23 protein-coding genes are annotated in these 24,939 nt (G+C 66.0%); 13 read left to right on the forward strand and 10 right to left on the reverse strand.

Going from position 1 to position 24,939, the window contains the following annotated elements:
* Positions 1–908: MFS transporter (locus ARC78_RS09935; protein WP_057506219.1), on the forward strand; the 908-nt coding region annotated here is incomplete at its 5' end.
* Positions 909–1,024: 116 nt separating this feature from the next.
* Here ARC78_RS09935 and ARC78_RS09940 read toward each other — a convergent pair.
* The 3 genes from ARC78_RS09940 to ARC78_RS09950 form a co-directional block, all read right to left on the reverse strand.
* A complete protein-coding gene (locus ARC78_RS09940) occupies positions 1,025–1,486 on the reverse strand; it encodes a bacteriohemerythrin (protein ID WP_054657113.1) in 462 nt (153 codons plus the stop codon).
* 105 nt (positions 1,487–1,591) lie between these two features.
* Positions 1,592–2,896, reverse strand: a complete 1,305-nt coding sequence (locus tag ARC78_RS09945) for a diguanylate cyclase (protein ID WP_054657115.1) — start codon at positions 2,894–2,896, stop codon at positions 1,592–1,594.
* 66 nt (positions 2,897–2,962) lie between these two features.
* Complete coding sequence (locus ARC78_RS09950; protein ID WP_054657117.1) at positions 2,963–4,255, reverse strand: NAD(P)/FAD-dependent oxidoreductase; 1,293 nt, start codon at positions 4,253–4,255, stop codon at positions 2,963–2,965.
* Positions 4,256–4,436: 181 nt separating this feature from the next.
* Here ARC78_RS09950 and ARC78_RS09955 point away from each other — a divergent pair, with 181 nt between their 5' ends.
* The 7 genes from ARC78_RS09955 (at position 4,437) to ARC78_RS09985 (ending at position 12,545) form a co-directional block, all read left to right on the forward strand.
* The gene (locus ARC78_RS09955) at positions 4,437–5,195 is read left to right on the forward strand and encodes a gamma-glutamyl-gamma-aminobutyrate hydrolase family protein (protein ID WP_054657119.1); all 759 of its coding nucleotides are present in this window, start codon (positions 4,437–4,439) and stop codon (positions 5,193–5,195) included.
* Between the two features lie 6 nt (positions 5,196–5,201).
* Positions 5,202–6,590, forward strand: coding sequence for a glutamine synthetase family protein (locus tag ARC78_RS09960; RefSeq protein WP_054657121.1), 1,389 nt, complete (start codon positions 5,202–5,204; stop codon positions 6,588–6,590).
* 138 nt (positions 6,591–6,728) lie between these two features.
* Positions 6,729–7,853, forward strand: a complete 1,125-nt coding sequence (locus ARC78_RS09965; protein WP_054657123.1) for a polyamine ABC transporter substrate-binding protein — start codon at positions 6,729–6,731, stop codon at positions 7,851–7,853.
* Between the two features lie 312 nt (positions 7,854–8,165).
* Positions 8,166–9,296 (forward strand): ABC transporter ATP-binding protein, encoded by a 1,131-nt coding sequence (locus ARC78_RS09970; RefSeq protein ID WP_057506220.1) that lies wholly within the window; start codon positions 8,166–8,168, stop codon positions 9,294–9,296.
* Positions 9,293–10,219: an ABC transporter permease subunit gene (locus ARC78_RS09975; protein ID WP_057506221.1), complete on the forward strand. Its 927-nt coding sequence runs from the start codon at positions 9,293–9,295 to the stop codon at positions 10,217–10,219. Before ARC78_RS09970 ends, ARC78_RS09975 begins: the two co-directional genes overlap by 4 nt.
* Positions 10,216–11,061, forward strand: coding sequence for an ABC transporter permease subunit (locus tag ARC78_RS09980; protein WP_054657125.1), 846 nt, complete (start codon positions 10,216–10,218; stop codon positions 11,059–11,061). The genes ARC78_RS09975 and ARC78_RS09980 overlap by 4 nt, the downstream gene beginning before the upstream one ends.
* Positions 11,062–11,177: 116 nt before the next feature.
* The gene (locus ARC78_RS09985; protein ID WP_089153119.1) at positions 11,178–12,545 is read left to right on the forward strand and encodes an NAD-dependent succinate-semialdehyde dehydrogenase; all 1,368 of its coding nucleotides are present in this window, start codon (positions 11,178–11,180) and stop codon (positions 12,543–12,545) included.
* A 57-nt stretch (positions 12,546–12,602) separates the two neighbouring features.
* Here the strand turns inward: ARC78_RS09985 and ARC78_RS09990 are convergent, their stop codons facing one another.
* The 6 genes from ARC78_RS09990 to ARC78_RS10015 all read right to left on the reverse strand — a co-directional run bounded on the left by ARC78_RS09990 (position 12,603) and on the right by ARC78_RS10015 (position 17,845).
* Positions 12,603–13,619 carry a magnesium and cobalt transport protein CorA gene (locus ARC78_RS09990; RefSeq protein WP_054657129.1) on the reverse strand — a complete coding sequence of 339 codons (1,017 nt, stop codon included), beginning with the start codon at positions 13,617–13,619 and terminating at the stop codon, positions 12,603–12,605.
* 5 nt (positions 13,620–13,624) lie between these two features.
* Positions 13,625–14,857 carry a lipoprotein N-acyltransferase Lnb domain-containing protein gene (locus ARC78_RS09995; protein ID WP_057506222.1) on the reverse strand — a complete coding sequence of 411 codons (1,233 nt, stop codon included), beginning with the start codon at positions 14,855–14,857 and terminating at the stop codon, positions 13,625–13,627.
* The gene (locus ARC78_RS10000) at positions 14,854–15,732 is read right to left on the reverse strand and encodes a CorC family transporter (RefSeq protein WP_054657131.1); all 879 of its coding nucleotides are present in this window, start codon (positions 15,730–15,732) and stop codon (positions 14,854–14,856) included. Before ARC78_RS10000 ends, ARC78_RS09995 begins: the two co-directional genes overlap by 4 nt.
* A gap of 71 nt (positions 15,733–15,803) precedes the next feature.
* On the reverse strand, positions 15,804–16,370 hold the full coding sequence (locus ARC78_RS10005; protein ID WP_054657133.1) for a hypothetical protein: 567 nt from the start codon (positions 16,368–16,370) through the stop codon (positions 15,804–15,806).
* Between the two features lie 6 nt (positions 16,371–16,376).
* Complete coding sequence (gene ybeY, locus ARC78_RS10010) at positions 16,377–16,862, reverse strand: rRNA maturation RNase YbeY (RefSeq protein WP_057506223.1); 486 nt, start codon at positions 16,860–16,862, stop codon at positions 16,377–16,379.
* Positions 16,859–17,845, reverse strand: coding sequence for a PhoH family protein (locus tag ARC78_RS10015; RefSeq protein ID WP_057506224.1), 987 nt, complete (start codon positions 17,843–17,845; stop codon positions 16,859–16,861). The genes ybeY and ARC78_RS10015 overlap by 4 nt, the downstream gene beginning before the upstream one ends.
* Before the next feature lie 557 nt (positions 17,846–18,402).
* Here ARC78_RS10015 and ARC78_RS10020 point away from each other — a divergent pair.
* Genes ARC78_RS10020 through ARC78_RS10030 form a run of 3 tightly spaced genes read left to right on the forward strand, consistent with a single transcriptional unit; the run spans position 18,403 to position 21,481 of the window.
* A complete protein-coding gene (locus ARC78_RS10020; RefSeq protein ID WP_057506225.1) occupies positions 18,403–19,377 on the forward strand; it encodes an HlyD family secretion protein in 975 nt (324 codons plus the stop codon).
* A gap of 50 nt (positions 19,378–19,427) precedes the next feature.
* Complete coding sequence (locus ARC78_RS10025) at positions 19,428–20,369, forward strand: ABC transporter ATP-binding protein (RefSeq protein WP_057506234.1); 942 nt, start codon at positions 19,428–19,430, stop codon at positions 20,367–20,369.
* A complete protein-coding gene (locus ARC78_RS10030) occupies positions 20,366–21,481 on the forward strand; it encodes an ABC transporter permease (protein ID WP_054656758.1) in 1,116 nt (371 codons plus the stop codon). The genes ARC78_RS10025 and ARC78_RS10030 overlap by 4 nt, the downstream gene beginning before the upstream one ends.
* A gap of 150 nt (positions 21,482–21,631) precedes the next feature.
* Here the strand turns inward: ARC78_RS10030 and miaB are convergent, their stop codons facing one another.
* Positions 21,632–23,080 carry a tRNA (N6-isopentenyl adenosine(37)-C2)-methylthiotransferase MiaB gene (miaB, locus tag ARC78_RS10035; protein ID WP_425480563.1) on the reverse strand — a complete coding sequence of 483 codons (1,449 nt, stop codon included), beginning with the start codon at positions 23,078–23,080 and terminating at the stop codon, positions 21,632–21,634.
* Positions 23,081–23,224: 144 nt separating this feature from the next.
* On the opposite strand from miaB, the gene ARC78_RS10040 reads away from it, so the two are divergent.
* Together ARC78_RS10040 and petA are read left to right on the forward strand one after the other, a co-directional pair.
* Positions 23,225–24,145 carry a lytic transglycosylase domain-containing protein gene (locus ARC78_RS10040; protein WP_054656759.1) on the forward strand — a complete coding sequence of 307 codons (921 nt, stop codon included), beginning with the start codon at positions 23,225–23,227 and terminating at the stop codon, positions 24,143–24,145.
* A gap of 172 nt (positions 24,146–24,317) precedes the next feature.
* Positions 24,318–24,938, forward strand: coding sequence for a ubiquinol-cytochrome c reductase iron-sulfur subunit (gene petA / locus ARC78_RS10045; RefSeq protein WP_054656760.1), 621 nt, complete (start codon positions 24,318–24,320; stop codon positions 24,936–24,938).
* The last annotated feature ends 1 nt before the right edge of the window (position 24,939 follow it).

The raw sequence follows: 24,939 nt of genomic DNA on the forward strand, positions 1-24,939 counted from the left end.
GGCTGGGACTGGGGGGCGAATGGGGGGGCGCGGTATTGCTGGCGACCGAGAACGCGCCGCCGGGCAAGCGGGCGTGGTACGGAATGTTTCCGCAGCTGGGTGCGCCGCTGGGGTTTCTGCTCTCGGCCGGCACGTTCCTGTTGCTGGGCGAGGTGATGGACGATGCCGCGTTCCTGGCCTGGGGCTGGCGGGTGCCGTTCGTGGCCAGTGCATTGCTGGTGATCGTCGGCCTGTGGGTGCGCCTGAACATCCACGAGACCCCGGATTTCCGCAAAGCACTGGAAAACGGCCAGCGGGTGCGCCTTCCGTTGCGTGACGTGCTGGCCGGGCATGGCTTTGCGGTTGTCGCCGGCACCCTGGCGGCCTTTGCCACCTTCGTGCTGTTCTATCTGATGACGGTGTTCACCCTGGGCCATGGCACCTCGGCGCTGGGGTACGCGCGCGAGGAATTCCTGCTGCTGCAGATGGTGGGCATCCTGTTCTTCGCCGCCGGCATCCCGCTGGCCGCACTGTATGGCGACCGGCGCGGCACCTTGAAGGCGATGTTATGGGCGACGGGGGCGATCTTCGTCTTCGGTCTGCTGTTCCAACCGCTGTTCCAGGCCGGGCATCCGTGGCAGGTACTGCTGTTCCTGTCGCTGGGTCTGTTCCTGATGGGGCTGACCTACGGCCCCTGCGGCACCATGTTGGCCAGCCTGTATCCGGTGCAGCTGCGCTATACCGGCGCGTCGCTGTCATTCAACCTGGCCGGCATTCTCGGTGCGGCGCCGGCGCCGTATGCGGCGACCTGGCTGGCCGGCCGCTTTGGGATTGCCGCTGTCGGCTGCTATCTGTGTGTGACCGCGCTGGTCACCGGGCTCGCGCTGTGGGTGCTGATCCGGCGCCAGCGCGCAGCGGTACCCGCGTAGGCACGGTGCGGGCCGCGGCCGGGTTGTGGCGGTTCAGCCCAGCTGGCGAATCACCCTCACCAGCCAGCGCAGGCCGGTGAACGGTTCGCGGTACAGGGTGTCGGCGCGGCCCATGCTCAGTGGAACAGGCGCTTGAGCGTGCGTCCCAGCCAGCCACCCTGCTGGTGCTCGCGGGTGAACTGGTTGAGGTGGCGCTTGACCTGTTCGGCATAGGCCTTGTCGTCACCGCGGATATGGTTGAACAGCCAGCGCGAGAGCATGTTGCGCAGCTCGTCGGTGACATCTTCGCCGGCCTGGAAGCGCAGGCGGTATTCGGACACGCGCTTGCCGAACACCTCATGGACCCGCTTGTGGGCGGCACAGAACGGATAGCCGGCTTCTTCCATCAGCTCTTCCTCGAAGGCGAAGTGCGACATGGTGTAGTCCACCAGTTCGTCGATCACTTCGGCCACCGCCACGCGCTCCAGGCTCTTCTGCGCGACGTGCAGGTGGTTGAGCATTTCCACGATACGCATGTGCTGGTGGTCGATGACTTCCACGCCCGTATTGAGATCGTCCTGCCATACCAGTAGTGCCACTGCGCGTTCTTCCTGTGAGAGCTGTGGGCGGCACTCTAGGCAGTGGCGGTCCGGCGCGCGTTGATCTGGATCAAGGCCCGCCGGCGACGCCAGTGGCGCTGGCCATCACGGCAGCTGCTGGCTGCAGACCCGGTTGCGCCCGCCGGCTTTGGCCAGATACAGCTGGCGGTCGGCCTCGGTGATCAGCTGGTGCAGGCTGCCGTGGTGGGTGGGCATGTGGCAAAGGCCGATGCTGACGGTCATGCGCAACGTGCTTTCGCCAAATTGCAGCTGCAACGCCGCCACGGCCTGGCGCAGCTGCTCGAAGTACTCGATGCTGCGTGGCTCGTCCAGGTCGTTGACCAGCATGCAGAATTCCTCGCCGCCAAAACGCGCGCTGAGGTCGTGCGGCCGGGTGTGGGCCTGCAGCACCGCGGCGACCGCACGCAGCGCCTGGTCACCGGCTTCGTGGCCGAGGCTGTCATTGATGTGCTTGAAGTGGTCGATGTCCAGCATCGCCACGGTGATGGCGCCGGTTCGGTTCTGGCCCAGTTGCCGCTGACTCTGCTCCAGGAAGCTGCGCCGGTTGGGCAGGCCGGTAAGGAAATCGCGCGTGGCCAGATCCTGCAGGGTGCCGATCAGCTCCAGCTGGTCCACGTTCTGCGAGATGCGGCAGAAAAACTCCTCGCGCGAGAACGGCTTGCGCAGGAAATCGTTGGCGCCGTTCTTCAGAAAACGCGGGATCAGGGACGGATCGGCGTTGCCGGAAATGCCGATCACCGCCACCTTGTCGCGCGCGCGCAGCGCACGCAGCCGGCGAGTCAGTTCCACGCCATCCATGCCCGGCATTTCCTGGTCGACAATGACCAGGCGGATCGCCGGATCGGTTTCTATCAGCTGCAGCGCGCTGGCGCCGTCGGCCGCCTCGCTGACGTGATAGCCGTACATGCCCAGCAGCGAGGCCGCATACGCGCGCGCCGAGGGCGAGTCGTCCACCACCAGGGCCGAGATGCGCCGATTGCGTTCCAGGCGCTGCACCAGCCACACCAGGTAGTCGATGCTGCCGGGGGTGTTCTTCAGCACGTAGTCGATGATCTGCTGCTGCAGCACGCGTTTGCGCAGGCCCTCGTCGTAGACGCCGCTGACCACGATGGTGGGCAGGCCGCGATCGACGAAATAGTCGACCACGCGGTCGCGGTGCCCGTCGGCCAGTACCAGCCCGGTCAGCACCAGGAACCAGCCGCCTTCGCTGTCCAGCAGTTCGCCGGCCTCCTCCAGGGTGGAGGCGACGCTGACCGGCAGCTCCAGGCGCTGCTCGATGGCTGCGCGAAGCATGGAGGTGAACGTGCGCGAGTTCTCCACCAGCAGGATCCGCTGGGGCAGCGGCGTGATCGGGCGGCTGTCGAAAGTGGCCTGCGGCAGGGCAGGCATGGGGGCAAGGTGCTGGGGCATCACAACCGGTAGCGGCGGCTGCCGTAAGAACTTGAGCCGGTTGGCCTAGCCGAGCAGATCGCGCAGCTTGTACCAGGACATGGCCGCCACCAGCAGTGGCATGCGCAGTGCTTTGCCACCGGGGAACACGCCGTGTGGGATGCGCTCGAACACGTCCAGACGTTCGGCCTGGCCGGCAATGGCGGCGGCGATCACCTCGCCGGCCAGACCGGTGCTGGCCACGCCATGCCCGGAAAAACCCTGGGCGAAATAGATGTTTGGCGTCAGCCGCCCCCAGTGCGGGGCGCGGTTGCGGGTGATATCGATATAGCCGCCCCACAGGTACTCCAGCTCCACATCGGCCAGCTGCGGAAACACCCGGCGCATGCGCCGGGTCATGCTGGCGCGCAGGCCCGGCGGCGGCAGCGCCGAATAGTTGGCCTGGCCGCCGAACAGCAGGCGGTGGTCGCGGCTCAGGCGGAAGTAGTCCAGCGCCCAGTTCACGTCGGCCACGGCCATGTCGTTGCGGATCAGTGCCCTGGCGCGCTCGGCGCCCAGCGGTTGGGTGGCGCCGATATAGGTGCCGACCGGCATCATCCTCGTTTCCAGTTCCGGCGCGATGCCCTGCAGCCAGGCGTTGCCGGCCAGCACCACGAAATCGGCGCTGAGCTGGCCCTGCGCGGTATGCAGCACCGCCCGTGGGCCGCGCTGCAGCCGCACCACCGGCGAATGCTCGTGGAGCGTGACTCCGGCGGCTTCGGCCGCACGCGCCAGTCCCTGCGCGTACGCCAAGGGATGCAGGTGGCCGCTGGCCGGGTCATACAGCGCGCCGAGGTAACGCTCGCTGGCCAGTTCCTGGCGCAGGCGCGCGCGATCCCACCATTCCAGCGGGTAGTTGTAGCGGGCGGCCATGCGCTCGATGTCCACCCGCAGGGCGCGTTCCTGGCGCGGCTGGATCGGCACGCTGGCATGACCGTCGCGCCAGTCGCAATCGATGTTGTGGCGGGCGATGCGGTGTTTCAGCATCGCCATGCCGTCGCGCGAGAAATCGAACAGCCGCCGTGCGTCGGCCTCGCCGACCAGTGCTTCCAGGGTGTCCGGTGCGCAGCCGTAGCCGACGATGGCCTGGCCACCGTTGCGTCCGGAGGCACCCCAGCCGACCCGCGCGGCTTCCAGCACGCTGACGCGGTAGCCCTTTTCAGCCAGGGCCAGTGCGGCGGTCAACCCGGTATAGCCAGCGCCCAGGACGGCCACGTCGGTCTGGGCCGGGCCGCGCAAGGGCGGGCGGGCAGGCACTTCCGCCTGGCTGGCGGCATACCAGCTGGGGGGATAGCCGGACTGGGGGGTGTCCACGGACATCAGGCGGATTGATCGGTCAGGTCGGGGGCGGGGAGTGTAAAGCGCGCGGTGTGCAGGGCGCGCACCTGCCATGCCCGCAGGTGACCGGTGTGCCGGGCACGGGGTGAACGGAGCCGGGTGTGTGGTTGCCTAATCGCAAGGGCGGCGGTAGCGTGCTCCGCATCTTTCCAGAGCATGACGCATGGCCAGCCTGCCGCTGGTCGGCTTGCCCACCGACCGCAAGCCGATCGGCTCGCATCCCTTTCTCGTGGTCGGTGAGAAGTACGTGCGCGCCGTAGCCGAGGCTGCGCAGACGATGCCGGTCGTGCTTCCCCTGTTGCAGCCACCGCTGCCGGCCGATGCCTGGCTGGCACGGCTTGATGGCCTGCTGCTGACCGGGGCAACCAGCAATATCGAGCCGCACCATTACGCCGGCGGCGCGAGCTGGCCCGGCAATCCGCACGACCCGGCACGCGATACCAATGTGCTGGGCCTGATCCCGCAGGCTATGGCGATGGGCCTGCCGATCCTGGCGATCTGCCGCGGCTTCCAGGAGGTCAATGTCGCCTGTGGCGGCAGCCTGCATCCGCAGGTACACAACGTACCGGGCCTGGCCGATCACCGTGAAGATCCGGATTCACCGCTGGATGTGCAATATGGGCCGGCCCATCGGCTGACATTGACCTCGGCGGGCCTGTTGGCCGGCATTGCCGGTACGGGCGAAGTGCAGGTCAACTCGGTGCACGGCCAGGGCGTGTCCCGGCTGGGCGAGGGCCTGCAGGTCGAGGCACGTGCGCCGGATGGGCTGATCGAGGCCTTCCGTGGCCCCGGCTCATCGTTCCTGCTGGGCGTGCAGTTCCATCCGGAATGGCGTTTCAGCGAGAACCCGTTCTATTGCGGTATTTTCAAAGCCTTCGGCGAGGCCTGTCGCCGCTACCAGTCGCAGAAACAGAAAAGTTGATCCGTCATGACCTCGCGCCCCCGAACCCGCAAAACCGCTGCCAGCGTGCAGGAAGAAAGTTCCCTGCTGCGCTGGCTCAAGGAACGGCACATCACCGAGGTCGAATGCCTGGTGCCGGACATCACCGGCAACGCGCGCGGCAAGATCATCCCGGCGGACAAGTTCTCCCACGACTACGGCACGCGTCTGCCCGAAGGCATCTTCGCCACCACCGTCACCGGTGATTTTCCCGATGACTATTACGAACTGACCTCGCCGGCCGATGCCGACATGATCCTGCGCCCGGATCCGGACACGGTGCGCATGGTGCCCTGGGCCACCGACCCGACCGCACAGATCATCCATGACTGCTACACCAAGACCGGTGAACCGCACGAGCTGGCGCCACGCAACGTGTTGCGGCGGGTGCTGGCCGCCTACGAGGAGCTGGGGCTGAAACCGGTGGTCGCGCCGGAGGTGGAGTTCTTCCTGGTGCAGAAGAACACCGATCCGGATTTCCCGCTGCTGCCGCCGGCGGGCCGTTCCGGACGTCCGGAAACCGCACGGCAGTCCTACTCGATCGACGCGGTCAACGAGTTCGACCCGATCCTCGATCTGATGTACGACTACTGCGACGCGATGAAACTGGACGTGGACACGCTGATCCATGAATCCGGCGCCGCGCAGCTGGAGGTGAATTTCACCCACGCCGATGCGATGTCACTGGCCGACCAGGTGTTCCTGTTCAAGCGCACCATGCGCGAGTCGGCCTTGCGCCACGGGGTGTATGCGACCTTCCTGGCCAAACCGATGGAAACCGAGCCGGGCAGCGCGATGCATATCCACCAGAGCCTGGTGCGCATCAGTGACGGCCGCAACGTGTTCGCCGGCAAGAAGGAGGGCGAGTACAGCGCGCTGTTCGAGAGCTATCTGGCCGGCCTGCAGAAATATGTGCCGATGGCGATGGGGTTTTTCGCGCCGAACGTGAACTCCTACCGGCGTCTGGTGTTCGGCGAGGTTTCGCCCAGCAACGTGGAGTGGGGCTTCGACAACCGTACCTGCGGCCTGCGCGTGCCGATGGACACCCAGGAAAATGCGCGGGTGGAAAGCCGCTTTGCCGGCTCTGACGCCAATCCGTATCTGGCGATGGCCGGCACCCTGGCCTGCGGCCTGCTCGGGATCCGCGAGAACCTCAAACCGACCGCGCCGGTCACCGGCAATGCCAAGGGGCTGGGGTACGAGCTGCCGCGCTCGCTGGGCGAATCGCTGGATGGACTGGAAGGCTGCGATGCGCTGCAGGAATTGCTGGGACGCCGTTTCTGTCGCGCCTACATCTCGGTCAAACGCAAGGAATACGAGACCTTCTTCCGCGTGATCAGCTCCTGGGAACGTGAATTCCTGCTGCTAAATGTATGATTTCGCGGAAATTCACAGCGATGGATGGGTGCAAGTGTTGAGTGGCGAGGGTTCGCTAAGCGGCCCTCAGGTGGGACAATAAGCCACCACCGGTCCAACCGGTTCCCCCATTGCTCCCGGATCACCACTGGAGAATCCATGAAGCTGCGCATTTTGACCGCGGGTGTCGCCCTTTCCCTGCTTGCCGCCTGCGGTGGCAAGGACGAAGGCGCCAAGGCGCCCGAAGGCGGCGAGGCCAAGGTCCTCAACGTTTACAACTACTCGGACTACATCGCCGAGGACACCATCCCGAATTTCGAGAAGGCGACCGGCATCAAGGTCACCTATGACGTGTTCGACAGCGATGAGATGGTCGAGACCAAGCTGCTGACCGGTGACAGCGGCTATGACATCGTGGTGCCGACGCTGAACTTCTTCGGCCGCCAGATCCAGGCCGGCGTGTTCCTGCCGCTGGACAAGAGCAAGATCCCGAACCTGGCCAATCTCGACCCGGCGGTGATGGCGCGCATCGCCGGCCAGGACCCGGACAACAACTACGGTGTGCCGTACATGATCGGCACCACCGGCATCGGCTACAACGTGGCCAAGCTCAAGGAACGTTTTGGTGGCAGCACCGAGATCGCCACCAGCTGGGACCTGGTGTTCAAGCCGGAAAACATCGCCAAGATGAAAGATTGCGGCGTGACCATCCTGGACACCCCGGCCGACATGATTCCGATCGCGCTGCACTATCTGGGCGAAGATCCGCACAGTGCCGATCCGGTGGCGATCGAGAAGGCGGCCGGGCTGCTCAAGTCGATCCGCCCGTATGTGCAGAATTTCCATTCCAGCCAGTACGTGGGTTCGCTGGCCAATGGCAGCACCTGCCTGGTGGTGGGCTGGTCCGGTGACATCATCCAGGCCCGCGACCGTGCCGAGGAAGCCGGCAATGGTGTGGAAGTGGCGTACTCGATTCCGAAGGAAGGTGCGCCGCAGTGGTTCGACATGCTGGCGATCCCCAAGGATGCCAAGCATCCGGAAAACGCCTATGCGTTCATCAACTACCTGCTGGAACCGCAGGTGGCCGCCAACAACACCAACGTGACCCAGTACGCCAACCCGGTCACGGCGGCCACGCCGATGGTGGACGAGGCGATCCGCAACGACGCCACCGTCTATCCGCCGACCGATGTGGCGGCCAAGATGTTCACCTATGGGATCAACACCCCGGAGACGGACAAGCTGTACACCCGTCTGTGGACCCAGATCAAAACCGGGCGCTGATCGCCAGCGCGGGGTCCGTCCCGGCCTGACAGGTCGTGGAACCCGCTGACCGGCAGGGGGACCGTGGCGGCTCCCTTACTGCCCCAGGCAGCCTCCGTGCACCCCATGGAGGCTGTTTTGCTTTCTGCCCGGCCTGCCGGCAAGCAGATTCCCCCCAGCTCCGGGGCCGGTAACCGGCCCGGCGCAGCCCTGTCCCCTGACCGTGAACGGCTCTGGCTGGAGGGCCATCCGCCAGATATAGCGGTGTCCCCTGCAAAACGCGGGGGCTAAACTACGTCCGTTTGTCCATCTGCCCGTGCCTGGAGCCTGAGCATGCCCGTTGAAGCCTCGCCGGCGACCGTTGTCCTGAACAACGAGCCCGGCTACCTGTCCATCCGTGATCTGCGCAAGGAATTCGATGGCTTCGTCGCTGTCGACGACGTCAACCTGGACGTGCGCAAGGGCGAGATCTTTGCCCTGCTGGGCGGTTCGGGCAGCGGCAAGTCCACCCTGCTGCGCTGCCTGGCCGGCTTTGAAACCCCGACCAAGGGCACGATCCTGCTCGACGGCCAGCCGATCACCGCGCTGCCGCCATATGAGCGTCCGATCAACATGATGTTCCAGTCCTATGCGCTGTTCCCGCACATGACGGTGGAGCAGAACATCGCCTTCGGCCTCAAGCAGGACGGCATGGCCAAGGATGCCATCGCCCGCCGCGTTGGCGAGATGCTGGAGCTGGTGCAGCTGCAGAAGCTGGGCAAGCGCAAGCCGCACCAGCTGTCCGGCGGCCAGCAGCAGCGTGTGGCGCTGGCCCGCTCGTTGGCCAAGAGCCCCAAGCTGCTGTTGCTGGATGAGCCGATGGGCGCTCTGGACAAGAAGCTGCGCTCGAAGATGCAGCTGGAGCTGGTCAACATCATCGAGCAGCTTGGCGTGACCTGCGTGATGGTCACCCATGACCAGGAAGAAGCCATGACCATGGCCACCCGCATCGCGGTGATGGACCAGGGCTGGATCCAGCAGATCGGCAAGCCGGATGATATCTACGAGCAACCGGCCAACCGCTTCGTCGCCGGATTCATCGGCTCGGTGAATTCTTTTGAAGGCGTGATCGACGAAGACCTGCCCGAATACGTCACCGTGCGCACCGCCGACTTCCCGGCGCCGATCTACGTCGGCCACGGCATCACCGGTTACGAAGGCCAGCCGGTGGCCTTCGCGCTGCGTCCGGAGAAGGTGCATATCGCCAAGGAAGAGCCCGAGGGCGACACCAACAAGGCCTTCGGCGTGGTCGAGGACATCGCCTATTTCGGCAGCCACTCGGTCTACCACGTGCGCCTGCCCAGCGGTGCCAAGATCCTGTCCAACTTCGCCAACATGAAGCGCTGGGACAGTGACGGCATCACCTGGAACGACGAAGTCTGGGTGTCCTGGGACGACAACGACGGCGTGGTGCTGACCTCATGAGCGCGACCAGTCCACTCACCAGCGGTTGGCGGCGTTGGCTGCCGGGTGCACGCGCGGGTGTGATCGGCGTGCCTTACCTGTGGCTGCTGCTGTTCTTCGCGATCCCGTTCCTGATCGTGTTGAAAATCTCCTTCGCCAAGATGGCGGTGGCGATGCCGCCGTATACCTCGATCGTGGAGTACGTGGACAGTGCTTTCACCATCAATCTCAATCTGGGCAACTACACGCAGCTGTTCACCGACAGCCAGTACGTCGTGGCCTACCTGAGCTCGATCAAGATCGCGCTGATCTCCACGCTGCTGACGCTGCTGATCGGTTACCCGATGGCGTATGTGATCGCGCGCATGTCGCCGTCGGCACGCAACATCGCGATGATGCTGGTGGTGCTGCCGTCGTGGACCTCGTTCCTGATCCGTGTCTATGCGTGGATCGGCATCCTCGACAGCAATGGCCTGATCAACCGGACCCTGATGGGAATGGGGCTGATCGATGAACCGTTGCGCATCCTCTACACCCCGGTGGCAGCCTACATCGGCATCGTCTACTGCTACCTGCCGTTCATGGTGCTGCCGTTGTACGCCAACCTGGTCAAGCTTGACCATCGCCTGCTGGAGGCGGCCTACGACCTCGGCGCGCGGCCGTGGAAGGCGTTCTTGAAGATCACCCTGCCGCTGTCGCGCAACGGCATCATCGCCGGCTGCATGCTGGTGATGATCCCGGCGGTCGGCGAATTCGTGATCCCGGAGATGCTTGGCGGCCCGGATACGCTGATGATCGGCCGTGTGCTGTGGGGCGAGTTCTTCAACAACCGCGACTGGCCGCTGGCTTCGGCGGTGGCGATCGTGATGCTGATCCTGCTGCTGATTCCGATCCTGATCTTCAACCGTGCGCAACAGCGCGAGCTGGAGGGGCGACTGGTATGAGCATGACCCGGCGTAATTCCTGGCTGGGCTGGAGCGTACTGCTGCTCGGCTTTGCGTTCCTGTACCTGCCGATCCTGCTGTTGATGCTGTATTCGTTCAATTCGTCCAAGCTGGCGACGGTGTGGGCGGGTTTTTCCTCCAAGTGGTACGGCGAACTGTTCCGCGACCGCCAGCTGCTGCAGGCGGCATGGGTGAGCCTGAAGATCGCATTCTGGACGGCTACGGCCTCGATGGTGATCGGCACGATGGCGGCGATGGCGATGACGCGTTTCAAGCGTTTCCCCAGCAAGACCCTGTTCGGGGCGCTGATGACCGCGCCGCTGGTGATGCCGGAAGTGATCATCGGCCTGTCGATCCTGCTGATGCTGGTGTCGATGGGGGGACTGTTCGGGCTGCCCTCCAAGGGCGTGGTGGCGATCTGGATCGCGCATGTGACCTTCACCATTTCCTTTGTCACGGTGGTGGTGTCCTCGCGTCTGCAGGAGTTGGACCGTTCGCTGGAAGAGGCGGCGATGGACCTGGGCGCCAACCGGCTGAAGGTGTTCTTCCTGATCACCTTGCCGATCATCGCTCCGGCGCTGATGTCGGGCTGGCTGCTCGCGTTCACCCTGTCGCTGGATGACGTGGTGATCGCCAGCTTCGTCGCCGGCCCCAGCTCGACTACGCTGCCGATGAAGATCTTCGCCTCGGTGCGCATGGGCGTGAGCCCGAAGATCAACGCGCTGGCGACGTTGCTGGTGCTGGCGGTATCGGCGGTGGCGGTGATCGGCTGGTGGATTTCCGCACGTGCCGACAAGCTGCGCCAGCGCGACATGCAGCTGGCCCTGCAGGACAACGGCTGATCCGTCGCGCCTGCGGTATGCGCGCCGCGGCGCGGCGGCCTGCCACGCGATGTACTGACGCCGGCTTTCCAGTGCCGGCGTTACCATGACCGCCTCGTTGAATGCAGGTGGGTGCCATGGCGTCGTATCAGACAGTGAATCCTTTCAGCGGGCAGGTCGTAGGCACGATCGCGCTGATGGGCGCGGCCGAGATCGAGCAGCGGCTTGCCGCCGCCGAGTCGGCGTTCCCGGCATGGTCGTCACTGGCGTTGGCGCAGCGGGGGCAGTTCCTGCACAAGATCGCTGCCGGCTTGCGCGCGCGACGCGATGAGCTCCAGCGCACGATGACCGCCGAGATGGGCAAGTTGCGCCGCGAGGCGCTGGCCGAGATCGAGAAGAGTGCCGCCGCCTGCGAGTACTACGCCGATCACGCCGGCGACTATCTCGCGCCGCAGCCGATTCCTACCGAAGCGCAGCGCAGCTACGTGGTCTATCAGCCCATCGGCTGTGTGATGGCGGTGATGCCGTGGAATTTTCCGGTCTGGCAGGTGATCCGCTTCCTTGCACCGGGCTTGATGGCCGGCAACGTGGCGCTGCTCAAGCACGCCAGCAATGTGCCCGGATGCGCCGATCTGTTGCGCGAGGTGGTGGCTGCCGCCGGTGTGCCGCAGGGCGTGTTCGACGTGCTGCATATCGACAATGAGCAGGCCGCCGCGGTGTTGCGCGACCGCCGTATCAAGGCGGTCACGCTGACCGGTAGCGAGCGGGCAGGGCGTTCGATCGCGGCCAACGCCGGTGATCAGCTCAAAAAGTGCGTGATGGAGCTGGGCGGAAGTGACGCGTTCGTGGTGCTGGCGGATGCCGATATCGATACGGCGGTCGCGGCCGCGGTGAAGTCGCGCTTCGACAATGCCGGCCAGACCTGCATCGCGGCAAAACGCTTCATCGTGGTGGAGCCCATCGCCGACACCTTCGTGAAGCGCTTTGTCGAAGCCGCCAAGGCGCGCATCCACGGTGATCCGCAGGACGAGGCGACCACGTTGGCGCCGCTGGCGCGTGGGGACCTGCGCGACGAGTTGCACCGGCAGGTGCGTGAGAGCATCGACAAGGGGGCAACGCTGCTGCTGGGCGGTGAGCCGGTGGCCGGCAGCCATGCCGGCTACCAGGCTTCCATCCTCGACCATGTCGGTCCCGGCATGCCGGCCTACGAGCAGGAGCTGTTCGGGCCGGTGGCGGCGATCCTGCGGGTGAAGGACGACGCAGAGGCGGTGCGTGTGGCCAACGATACGACGTTTGGTCTGGGCGGCAGCGTGTGGACCGCCGATGCCGCAAGGGGCGAAACGCTGGCGCTGCAGCTGCAGTGCGGCGCGGCGTTCGTGAACTCGGTGGTCAAAAGCGATGCGCGTCTGCCATTTGGCGGGACCAAGCGTTCCGGCTTCGGTCGCGAACTGGCCGGGCATGGCATCCACGAGTTCATGAATATCAAGACCGTCTATGTGGCTTGAGCGGGAGTCGGTGTCCCCAATTGGTGCGCGTCGGCGGTGGAAGCCGCACCGCGGCGGTTACAGCCAGCGCGCCCGTTTGAACAGGCGGTACAGCACGACGCAGGTGACCGCCACACTGGTGATCAACAGCGGATAAGCGAAGCGTCCCTCCAGCTCCGGCATGAACTTGAAGTTCATGCCGTACCAGCTGGTGATCAGGGTGGGCGCGGCCAGCAGCGCGGCCCAGGCGCCGAGGCGCTTGACCGTTTCGCCCTGGGTCAGCGTCACCAGTGACAGGTTCACGCTCAACGCGGTGCCCAGCATTTCGCGCAGGGTGTCGATGGCATCGTTGACCCGCGCGGCATGGTCCTGCACATCGCGCAGGTACAGGCGGACTTCTTCGTTGATCAGCTGCGCCTGGTTGCGTTGCAGCTGCGCCAGCGCATCCTGCAGCGGGGCGACGGCCAGGCGCATCTTGTTGAGCTCGCGCCGCAGTTCGTACAGGCGGATCACCGTGCGGCGTTTGTAGCTCTCGGCGAAGATGTCTTTTTCCAGCAGATCCAGCGTTTCGCTGAAGCTGTCGGTGATCGGCAGGTAGTTGTCGACCACCGCATCGAGTACCGAGTACAGGCAGAACGAGGGACCCATCGCCAGCTGCTCGGCCTCGCGCTCCAGTCGCGCCCGAACCGGCGCATAGGACAGCGAAGCGCCATGGCGCACCGTCACCAGATAGCGTGGGCCCAGGAAGGCATGGGTTTCGCCGTAACGGATACGCTCGTCCACCACCTGCGCGGTATGCACCACCACGAACAGCGAGTTGCCATAGGTCTCGATCTTGGGCCGCTGGTGCGCCTTGCGGGTGTCTTCGACGGCCAGGTCATGCAGATCGAACTCTTCCTGGACCTTGTCCAGCACCGCATCGTCGGGCTCATACAGGCCGACCCAGACAAAACCCTTGGCATCGTCGGCCAGTACGTCGCTGATGCTGTCCAGGTCCAGTGCGCGCAGCGTGCCGTCCTCGCCGTACCAGGTGCAGTTGATCACGCACGCCGGGTTCACTGGCGGCGAAACGGATGCGGGCAGGGTCGGTTCCATGCGGCCTATTCTGCCTTGGAAACGGTCGCTGCCGGGTTGCCGAGCAGGGTCGCCAGAGTCAGGTGGATCGGCAGCAGCAGCACGATCCACTGCACATTGAACTGCGGCTGCAGCGACAGCCAGTGCAGCGGCAGCGCGACCAGCGCGATCACGGCCAGCAGCCCCACTGCGATACGGAAACCGCGGCCGGGGCGACGGCCACGCAGCAGACTGACCGCGCCGGGAATCAGCAGCAGGGCCAGTGGATTGAGCAGCAACAGATTGCGATTGGCCCAGGCGGCTTGATGCTCGCTGAAGCCCCACAGATAGGTCAGCAGCGCACCGGCGATACCGCAGAACAGCCAGAACGGCAGTGCGAACGCGGCCATCGCCCGGGATTTGCGACGTGCCGCAAACAGAGACGCGGACACTGCCAGCCCCACCAGCAGCCATGGCCACCAGTGACGGCGCTGCTCCTGGGGTTCGGCGGCCAGGCGCTGCGGCAACAGCTGCTGCTCGGCCTGTACCAGGGGGCGCCCCTCACTGTTGCGGGCTTCGCGCAGGCTGTCGGCCAGGCGCATCGGCACGAAGGCTTCCTGCCAGCGCGACAGTGGCCGGTCGGCGAACGGCCCCAGTCCCAGGTCGAATCCCAGCCACATCCACAGGGAAGGCGAGGCAAGGCGCACCGATTCGCTGCGATAGGTATTGCCGCGCGAGCGCCCGGCCAGCTGCGATTGCAGGCCTCCGCCCATGGCCTGATCCAGGCTGTCACGCACCATCGTGGCGCAGTTGGCGGTGAAGTAGTCGTAGCGGTAGCGTGCATTTTCCGGTTTGGCATGCTCGGCCAGGGCGTCGGCCAGCTGCCGCGCCTGCTGCGGCGGAAGATCCAGCCACTGCAGGCTGGCCCCGCGGCCGGCGTCGCGGTACTGGGCCAGGTCTTCTTCCAGGGGCAGCGCCACCAGGTAATACATCATCCGGCCGCGCACGAAATTGCCGATGAAATCCGGTTCGGACGGATCGAAGAAGCCGAAGTTGTAGGACGTGGCCTGGCCGCTGGCCGGGTCGAGTACCACCAGCGCATCGTGGCCGAAGCGCTCGAAGAAGACCTCGCCCGGCAGCATGGTCACCACGCCGATACGTGGCGTGGTGGCGTCAGTGGGCTGGACCGCGGCCGGCTGGGCGCTGCCGGTCGTGCAGACCAGCAGCAGGCACAGCAGCAGTAATGCGGACAGCAGCCGCGGCAGATGCCGGCGGATCAATCGTCGTCCCGGGTTTCGGGGGGTAGCACCGTGACGTGGAATGCCTGCACGCGACGGGCATCGGCGCGGGCCACACGGAACACGAAACGGTCCAGGGTCAGCTCGTCCCCGGTCTCCGGCAGGTGGCCGATGGCCTCGGTGACCAGACCGCCAATGGTGTCGTAGTCATCGTCGGGGAAATCGGCGCCGAAACGCTCGTTGAAATCCTCGATGGCGGTCAGTGCGTCCACCACATAGCGGCCATCGGCCTGGATGGCGATCTGCGCGGTGTGGTCCTCGGTCTCGTCATGCTCGTCGTCGATCTGGCCGACGATCTGCTCCAGCACGTCCTCGATGGTGACCAGCCCGGCGACACCGCCGTATTCGTCCACCACGATCGCCATGTGGTTGCGCGAGAGCCGGAACTCCTTGAGCAGCACATTGAGCTTTTTCGATTCGGGAATCAGCACCGCCGGGCGCAGCAACTCGCGCACGCTGGCGTGGGTGTTGTCGGCGACCACGCCGCGCAGCAGGTCCTTGGCCAGCAGGATGCCGAGAATGTCGTCCTTGTTCTCGCCATGGACCGGGAAGCGCGAGTGGCCCGATTCCACCACCTGCTTCATCAGTTCCAGGAACGGCGAGTCGACCGGCAGCGACACCATGTGCGAGCGCGAGATCATCACGTCGCCGACAGTCAGTTCGGCCACCGAGATGGCGCCTTCCATCATGCGCAGGGTGTCCGCGGCGATCAGCCCGTCCTGTTGTGCCGTGTGCAGCACGGCAAGCAGTTCGTCGCGGGTGTGGGGTTCGCCGGAGAAGGCCGCAGTCAAGCGCTCAAGCCAGCTGCGCTTCTTCTCGCCTTGCTCCGGGGAGGTACTACTGTCGTCTTCAGACATCTCTTCAATTGACTGCACCCGCTAAACCGGGCGTTGGGCGCAAGTCTAACAGGATGTCCGCTCCGGTCAGCTCATGCCGGTGACGGTGCCGCCGGGGCCTTTTGCGGGGCCTCCGGCGCTTCATCCTCGGCGGGGATGTCCAGGCTGTAGGTGCAGCCGGCCAGGGTTTTGCCGGGGTGGGATTTGACGTTGGACACGCTCAGGATCACCGATTCGATCAGGGCTTCGCCAGTCCTGGCATCGATCACGTCGCGGCTGACCAGTTCGCGGCCGAACATGGCTTTGTCCGGGGTATCCACTGCCGATTCCAGGTCCAGTTCGCGGGCCAGTTCACGGGGATCGGGCAGGTCGAGGATCGCCACGATGGTGGCGCCGGCCATGGCGATATGGTCGGCACGGCGGCCGAACACGGTGATCGGGGTGTTGAGCCGGTATTCGGCCATGAACAGGTTGCCCTGCGGCAGCGGCCGCCAGCCCAGCGCCACGGCCTTGAGCGGGTCGTTGGCGATCGGCGCCAGTGCGGTGAAATCACTCACGCTCTGGCGACATTCGATCAACGCCGGCAGGTCGATGGCGGTGGCGGCGGCGCTGTTGCCGCTGACCAGGCACAGCAGAAGGCACAGGGAAAGACGCTTCATCGGAATTCAGCGTTCGCCGGCGTAGGGATCGGTGATGCCGAGGTCGGCCAGGATTTCGCGCTCCAGCTGCTCCATCGCCTCGGCTTCCTTGTCGTCCTCGTGGTCCCAGCCCAGCAGATGCAGCACGCCGTGCACGGTCAGGTGGGCGTAGTGGGCATTGAGGGCCTTGCCCTGTTCGGCGGCCTCGCGGGCCACCACCGGCGCGCAGATCACCAGGTCGCCCAGCAGCGGGAACTTCACGCCCTTGGGCAGGCCCTCGGGCAGCTCGGCCGGGAAGCTGAGCACATTGGTGGCGTAATCCTTGCCACGGTAGTGGTGGTTCAGCGACTGGCCTTCCTTGGTATCGACCAGACGGATGGCCAGGTCGGCTTCGCGGATACGCCCCTTCAACGCGGCAGCGGCCCATTTGCGGAAGCTCACCGCCGCCGGCAGGCCGGCACGGGGCAGGGCGTAGCTGATGGCTACATCAAGGCGGGTGGGGCCCCTGGTCATAGGTCTGCTCCGGGTTTGACCTGCTGCAGGTCGCGGCGGTCATAGGCGTTGACGATGCGCGCCACCAGCGGGTGACGCACCACGTCGCGCGATTCGAAGAACGTGAAGCTCACGCCTTCCACGCCACGCAACACCTCGATGGCGTCGCGCAGGCCGGATTTGACGTGTTTGGGCAGGTCGTTCTGGGTCAGGTCGCCGGTGACCACCGCGGTGGAGCCGAAGCCCAACCGGGTCAGGAACATCTTCATCTGTTCGATGGTGGTGTTCTGCGCCTCGTCCAGGATCACGAACGCGTCGTTGAGGGTGCGTCCGCGCATGTAGGCCAGCGGCGCGATCTCGATGACGTTCTTCTCCAGCAGCTTGGCCACTTTCTCCACGCCCAGCATCTCGTACAGCGCGTCGTACAGCGGACGCAGGTACGGGTCGACCTTCTGCGACAGGTCGCCGGGCAGGAAGCCCAGTTTTTCGCCGGCCTCCACCGCCGGACGCACCAGGATCAGGCGCTGCACGCGCGCTTCGTTCAGTGCATCCACCGCCATCGCCACGGCCAGGAAGGTCTTGCCGGTACCGGCCGGGCCGATGCCGAAGTTGATGTCGTGGGTGGCGATCTGGTGCAGGTATTTGGACTGGTTGGCGCCGCGGCCACGCACGGTGCCGCGCTTGACCTTGATCGCCACTTCCTGCGCCTCGTAGGCCTGCCCGGCGACGTGCTCGACGTTGGCCCGGTTCAGTCGCAGGTGGATGGCGTGGCTGTCGAACACCGTCTCGGCGGCCTCGGCATATAGCGCCTTGATCAGTTTTTCGGCCTCGGCCGGGGTTTTGCCCGGGCCGCTGATGCGGAAGATCGGGCCGCGGTTGGCGATTTCCACGCCGAGTTTGAGCTCGATCTGGCGCAGATGTTCGTCGAATGGGCCGGCGAGGTTGGCCAGCCGTTCGTTGTCTGCCGGTTCCAGGGTGAAATCGCGTTGGGAATGGGTCGTCATTTCAGAAAAAAGCTCGCGCCGGGGCGGCGCGGAGGAAAGAGGGACAAGGAAGGGTAGCGCGCGCGGCAGGGGACCACCAGCAACCCGGACCTAGGAGCGGGGGCCGGCTGCGGCTCACACGCGGTCGTGGAGCGGGATACCGTTTGTCGGCGCCGTTGACCTGCGTGCCGGAGGCGTATGGGGCTGGCCGTCGCGTGCCTGCTGGAGCGACCGGTGCCGGGGCAGGTCCCGCCTTCGGCGAGAGCCGCCGGGTTCTCCACAGGCGCTGTGCAGTGCTGCTGCAGCAACCTGTGGACAAGGTCTGCCAGCCATTGCCGCACAAGGCTTTACGCGGGGTGGTGAAAATGCCGCCAGTCCAGCTGGCGTCATCCACAGCGATTGTGGGCGGTTGTCGGAGAAAGGTGTGGATAAGGCTGCAAGACGCCACGCTGGCAAGGGTTTCCGGGTGCTGGTCAAATAATCGCCAATGGCTGCTGATGCGGATTTAACGCCGGCGTGGCCAAGGTGAGGGTGTTGTCCGCTGCCGCCTGCTGCACGCCACTGCGAGGGTTCTTCCGATGCCAGCGTTTTTGCCTGCACCGCGATTGCCGCTGCTGCCGGTGGTACTGGCGTTGCTGCTGGCGGCCTGTGGCAAGGCGCCGCCGCAGGTGCTGGGCACGCTGGAATGGGACCGGATCGTGGTGCCGGCGCCGGCGGCCGAGACCATCGTCGGCATTGAAGTCACGGAGGGGCAGCGGGTCGAGGCCGGTGCGGCGCTGCTGCAGCTGGAAACCACCCGTGCCGCGGCGCAGCTGGCCGCCCTGCAGGCGCAATCCCTGCGCGCGCAGGCCGCCTGGGCCGAGTTGCGCAATGGCCCCCAGCAGGAGGAGATCGCCCAGGCGCGGGCAAACCTGGAGGCGGCGCGGGCACGCGCGGCCGACGCATCGGCCTATCTGGCGCGCTTGCAGCCGTTGGGACGGCAGCAGCTGGTGGCCGCCGCAGAGGTTGACCGTGCGCGTGCGGCAGCCGGCAATGCCGGCGGCGCGATGGAGGCCGCCGAGCAGGCACTGCAGGCGCTGGCTGGTGGCACACGTCCGGAGCAAGTCGCCCAGGGCAGGGCGCAGCTGCAGGCCGCGCAGGCGCAGCTGGCCGAGCAGGCGGTCACGCTCGAGAAGCTGGCACTGGTCGCGCCGCGTGCCGGGGTGGTCGATGCCCTGCCGTATCGCCAGGGTGACGTCGCGCCGGTAGGGGCACCGCTGGTGGTGCTGCTGGTGGGCGCACACCCCTACGCACGGATCTATCTGCCGGCGCCGTTGCGGGCCTCGGTGGTGGTCGGACAGCGCGCGCAGGTCGAGCTGCAGGGACGGGCGGGGCGCTTGGCCGGGCGGGTGCGGGCGATCCGCAGTGAGCCGGTATTCACTCCTTATTACGCGCTCAGTGGCGATGACGCCGGACGCTTGAGTTATATGGCCGAAGTGGAGCTGACGGCCGACAACGATGCCGGGGAGCTGGCGCGGTTGCCGGCCGGCGTGCCGGTGCAGGTGACCTTCTGAGCGGCCCGGTGGAGCACGCTGCAGGGGCTGCCAGGGACGCGGGTCCGGCGATCCGCACGCGCGGACTCACCCGGCGTTTCGGGCAGCTCACTGCGGTCGACCAGGTCGACCTGTGCGTGCCCCGGGCCAGTGTGTACGGGTTCCTGGGCCCGAACGGTTCGGGCAAGTCGACCACCATCCGCATGCTGTGCGGCCTGCTCACGCCCAGCGCGGGCGAGATCGAGGTGCTGGGGCTCACGATTCCGGCACAGGCCGAGCAGCTGCGCCGGCGCATCGGCTACATGACCCAGCGCTTTTCGCTGTTCGAGGACCTGAGCGTGCGCGAGAACCTGGAATTCCTCGCCGCGGTGCAGGGCATTGCCCGCGCCGTGGCGGCGCGCCGGATTGCCGAGCTGATCGAGCAATACGATTTCCAGGACCGGCAGAAGCAGCTGGCAGGCACCCTCAGTGGCGGGCAGAAGCAGCGGCTGGCCCTGGCCGGCGCGGTGATCCAGCAGCCGGAGTTGCTGTTCCTGGACGAGCCGACCAGCGCGGTGGATCCGGAATCGCGGCGCGACTTCTGGGAAAAGCTGTTCGATCTGGCCGATGCCGGCACCACGTTGCTGGTATCCACGCATTACATGGACGAAGCCGAGCGCTGCCATCGTCTGGCGATCCTGGACCGCGGCCGGCTGGTGGCCGATGGCTCTCCGGCCGAACTGGCCGGCGCGCTGCAGGGCTGCACGCTGGGGGTGTCGGTGGCGCAGCCGCGGCAGGCGCAGCGCGTGCTGTCGCAGCTGCCGGGAGTGCTCAGTGTGGCGCAGATCGGCAATCTGCTGCGGGTGCTGGTCCAACCCGGTGATGACCTCCCGGCGCGCCTGCAGCGGCAGTTGCAGGCCGCAGGGCTGCGGGCACAGGTGACACCGGTGCCGCCCAATCTGGAGGATGTGTTCGTCTCGGCTACCCGCGGCCGTGGCGGTGCCGATGCCGAGAAGGGCGGGAGGGACGCATGAGCCTGCGCCGGCTCTGGGCCATCGTGCTGAAGGAGCTGCGCCAGCTGCGCCGCGATCGCATCACCCTGGCCATGATCGTCGGCATCCCGGTGATGCAGCTGGTGCTGTTCGGCTATGCGATCAATCTCAACCTGCGCCACCTGCAGGCCGGCGTCGCCGACCAGGCCGGTACCAGCGCCTCGCGGGCGCTGGTGATGGACATGGTCGCCACCGGGGTGATCGCCCCGGCGCTGTGGGTGCAGACGCCGGAGGAGCTGATGCACGCGCTGCGGCGCGGCCAGATCAGTGTCGGGGTGGTGATTCCTGCGGATTTCGAGCGTCGCCGCTTCGAGGGGCGCGAGGCGGTGCAGGTGCTGGTCGACGGCAGCGACACGGTGGTGCAGAGCACGGCGCTGCAGCTGGCGCAGGTGCCGCTGGAGACACGGCCATTGCGCAATGATCGGCCGCTGCGCACCGGCGCGACCGGCGGCAGCGGCCAGGTCAGCGTGGTCGCCTTCTACAACCCGCAGCGGCGTTCTGCGGTCAATATCGTGCCGGGTCTGATCGGCATCATCCTGACCATGACCATGGTGATGTTCACCGCAGTGGCGATCGTGCGCGAACGCGAGCGCGGCAACATGGAACTGCTGATCGCCACCCCGCTCAGTCGCAGCGAGCTGATGATCGGCAAGGTGCTGCCGTATGTGGCGATCGGCCTGGTCCAGACCTCGCTGGTCCTGCTGCTGGGAGTCTGGCTGTTCCAGGTGCCGGTCCGTGGCAGCGTGCTGGAGGTCTATCTGGCGACGATGCTATTGATCGTGGCCAACCTGGCCCTGGGGCTGTTGATCTCGACCAAGGCACGCTCGCAGTTCCAGGCGATGCAGATGACGATGTTCGTGTTCCTGCCTTCGATCCTGCTGTCGGGTTTCATGTTTCCGTTCGAGGGGATGCCACGGCCGGTGCAATGGCTGGCCGAGCTGCTGCCATTGACCCACTTCCTGCGCCTGATCCGCGGCATCATGCTGCGCGGGGCGCGGCTGTGGGAGCTGTGGCCGGAAGTGCTGGCGCTGCTGGCTCTCATCGTGGTGATGATGGCGCTGGCGATACTGCGCTTCCGCAAGCGGCTGGATTGAACGCTGCAGTATCCACAGCGGTTGTGGACCGGGGCTTGGCAAAGATGTGGATAAGCCCCGGCCGTGCAGGCAGGCCAGGGCTTTTGCGCGGTTGGTCAAAAAATCGCCAAGGCCTGCCGCCCGGCCGGAACGGGTCCGGCCGGAGCGGAATCAGGCCGCGACGATGCGCCCGCGCAGCGAGTTGCTCAGCGCCTCGGTGATGACCACATCGACGAACTGGCCGACCAGGCGCGGGTGGCCGGGGAAGTTCACCGAACGCATGTTCTCGGTCTTGCCGGTCAGCTCGTTGGGGTCCTTGCGCGAGGGGCCTTCGACCAGCACCGACTGCACGCTGCCCACCATCGACCGCGAAATGCCGGCGGCATGGTCGTTGATGTGCGCCTGCAGGCGCGACAGGCGCGCATGCTTCTCGGCGTCGCTGATGGTGTCCTCCAGGTCGGCGGCCGGAGTGCCCGGGCGGCGCGAGTAGATGAAGGAGAAGCTCTGGTCGAAGCCGACGTCCTCGATCAGCTTCATGGTCTTTTCGAAATCGGCCTCGGTTTCGCCGGGGAAGCCGACGATGAAATCCGAACTGATCGAGATGTCCGGGCGCACCGCGCGCAGCTTGCGGATCTTGGCCTTGAATTCCAGTGCGGTGTAGCCGCGCTTCATCGCGCTGAGGATGCGGTCACTGCCGGCCTGCACCGGCAGGTGCAGATAGTTGGCCAGCTGCGGTACGTCGCGATAGGCGTCGATCAGCGAGTCGCTGAACTCCAGCGGGTGCGAGGTGGTGAAACGGATGCGGCCGATGCCGTCGATTTCGGCCAGGGTGCGGATCAGCAGGCCCAGGTCGGCGATCTCGCCGTCTCCATAGGGACCCCGGTAGGCGTTGACGTTCTGGCCGAGCAGGTTGATCTCGCGCACCCCCTGCGCCGCCAGCTGCGCGCATTCCACCAGCACATCCTCGAACGGCCGGCTGACCTCGGTGCCGCGGGTGTAGGGCACCACGCAGAACGAGCAGTACTTGGAGCAGCCCTCCATGATCGACACGAACGCCGACGGGCCTTCGGCGCGGGGCTCGGGCAGGCGGTCGAACTTCTCGATCTCCGGGAAGCTGATGTCCACCTGCGGCTTGTTCTGCTCGCGGCGGGCGCGGATCAGCTCCGGCAGGCGGTGCAGGGTCTGCGGGCCGAAGACCAGGTCCACGTAGGGCGCGCGTTTGACGATGGCTTCGCCTTCCTGCGACGCCACGCAGCCGCCGACTCCGATGATGACATCGCGGCCACCGGCCTTGAGCGCCTTCCAGCGGCCGAGCTGGCTGAACACCTTCTCCTGCGCCTTCTCGCGGATGGAGCACGTGTTGACCAGCACCACATCGGCTTCTTCGGGGTTGTCGGTCAGCTCCAGGCCTTCGGATTCGGCCAGCACGTCGGCCATCTTGGCCGAGTCGTACTCGTTCATCTGGCAACCGTGGGTCTTGATATACAGCTTGCCGCGCGCGCCGCCGGCAGGCTTCGGCTTGGCGCTGGGCAGGGGAATGAGTTCAGGAGTGGTCATTTCAACAGACGGCACGTCGGAGCCGGCCGGATTCGGCGAGGGAGAAGCGGGCGTCCCGGGCATGGTGCGTATTCCAGACGGGTGGGCGGGCAACGACCCGAAGGCCGCATTCGAAGCCGGCTATTGTATCGGTCCATGCCCGGGCGCAGGGCCGGCGGGCCGTCAAATACTTGGCAAGCCCCGGTGAAGCTGGGAGACTCCCCGCCCATGAAGGGGATTTTGGGGATCGCCGCAGTTCTTGCCGCGACACTGACCGCCGCGCCGGCCAGTGCGGGCACGCTGTACAAGTGTGTCGGTGGCGATGGCGTAGCGAACTATGTCAGCAAGCGCATCGGCGGGGCCCAGTGCAGCGTGGTCAGCAGCTACCGGCCCGCACGCGAGGCGCCCCGGCGAATGCCGGTGGTGGCCCCTCCGGCTTCTTCGCCGGCGACTCTTGCGGACACCGCTTCCGGATCCAGCCCCACCCCAGTGGCCGCCCAGGTCGCACCGGCTGCGGTGGCGCCCCTTCCGGCACCCGCGCCTGCGACCGCTGGGAAAGCCCAGCGCGTGGTCAGCGGGCAGGTCTATTCCTATATGAAAGATGGCGTCCGCCATTACACCAGCGCCCGGCCCGCACAGCTGGCCAGCGTCGGCCAGGTGCGCACCATCCAGTACAGCTATATCGAGCGCTGCTTTGCCTGTGGCGTGCAGTCGCGGGTCAACTTCGGCTCGGTGCGTCTGAACACCCACGCCTACAGTGCCGAGATTGCGTCGGCTGCCCGCGAGTTTGGAGTCGAGGAAGCGGTGGTGCGCGCCATCATCCATGCCGAGTCGGCGTTCAATCCGACCGCGCTCAGCCGTGCCGGAGCCCAGGGCCTGATGCAGTTGATGCCGCCGACCGCACGTCGCTTCGGGGTTTCCGATTCCTACGACGCCGGACAGAACATCCGTGGCGGCGTGCAGTACCTGGCCTGGCTGCTACGCCGCTTCAACGGCAACCTGACGCTGGCGGCGGCCGGTTACAACGCTGGCGAAGGTGCCGTCGACCGTCATGGCGGCGTACCGCCGTATCGGGAAACCCAGTACTACGTGCAGCGCGTGGCGCAATTGGCTGACCGCTATCGGGGCGAATTGGCGGCGCGGCAGTAAGTGCTGACGTTTCTGTTGCAACAGGCCGTGACAAATTTTACGGACTGGTGTTTGATCGCGTTGTGTCACCGTTAAGCGTTCCGCTACACTCGGGCGCGATTTGTTCAGAGCGGGCTGGCCCCCACCAGACCGCTGGCAGCCTCAAGCTACCTAATCAATATCGGAGTGCCGGATGGCCAACGATGGGGTAAACGATCCAGTCAACACCGGACGTCGGCGGTTTTTGACAGCGACCACAGCGGTGGTCGGAGCAGTCGGCGTCGGCTTCGCAGCGGTACCGTTCATCAAGTCGTGGAATCCCAGCGCCCGCGCCAAACTGGCCGGGGCCCCGGTGACGGCCGATATCAGCGCCTTGCAGGAGGGCCAGCGCCTGATCCTGGAATGGCGTGGCCAGCCGATCTGGATCGTCAAGCGCTCCAAGGCCATCCTCCAGGCGTTACCGGGACTGGATGGCAGGCTCAAGGATCCGGAGTCCGACAACAAGGACCAGCAGCCGGACTATGTGCTCAAGGGCAATCCCGAATTCCGCTCGATCAAGCCGGACATCTCCGTGCTGGTCGGGCTGTGCACCCATCTGGGGTGTGCCCCGGAGATGGTCGCCGAGATCCGTCCCGAACCGTATGACGCGCAGTGGAAGGGCGGCTACTTCTGTCCCTGCCACAAGTCGCGTTTCGACATGTCCGGGCGCGTGTTCCAGGACGTGCCGGCACCGATCAACCTGCTGGTGCCGCCACACCATTATGTGGATGACAACACCATCGTCATCGGCGTCGATCCGCAGGGGGCTGCCTGAT

The sequence above is a fragment of the Stenotrophomonas pictorum JCM 9942 genome, from assembly GCF_001431585.1.
In the GTDB taxonomy this organism is placed as follows: domain Bacteria; phylum Pseudomonadota; class Gammaproteobacteria; order Xanthomonadales; family Xanthomonadaceae; genus Stenotrophomonas; species Stenotrophomonas pictorum.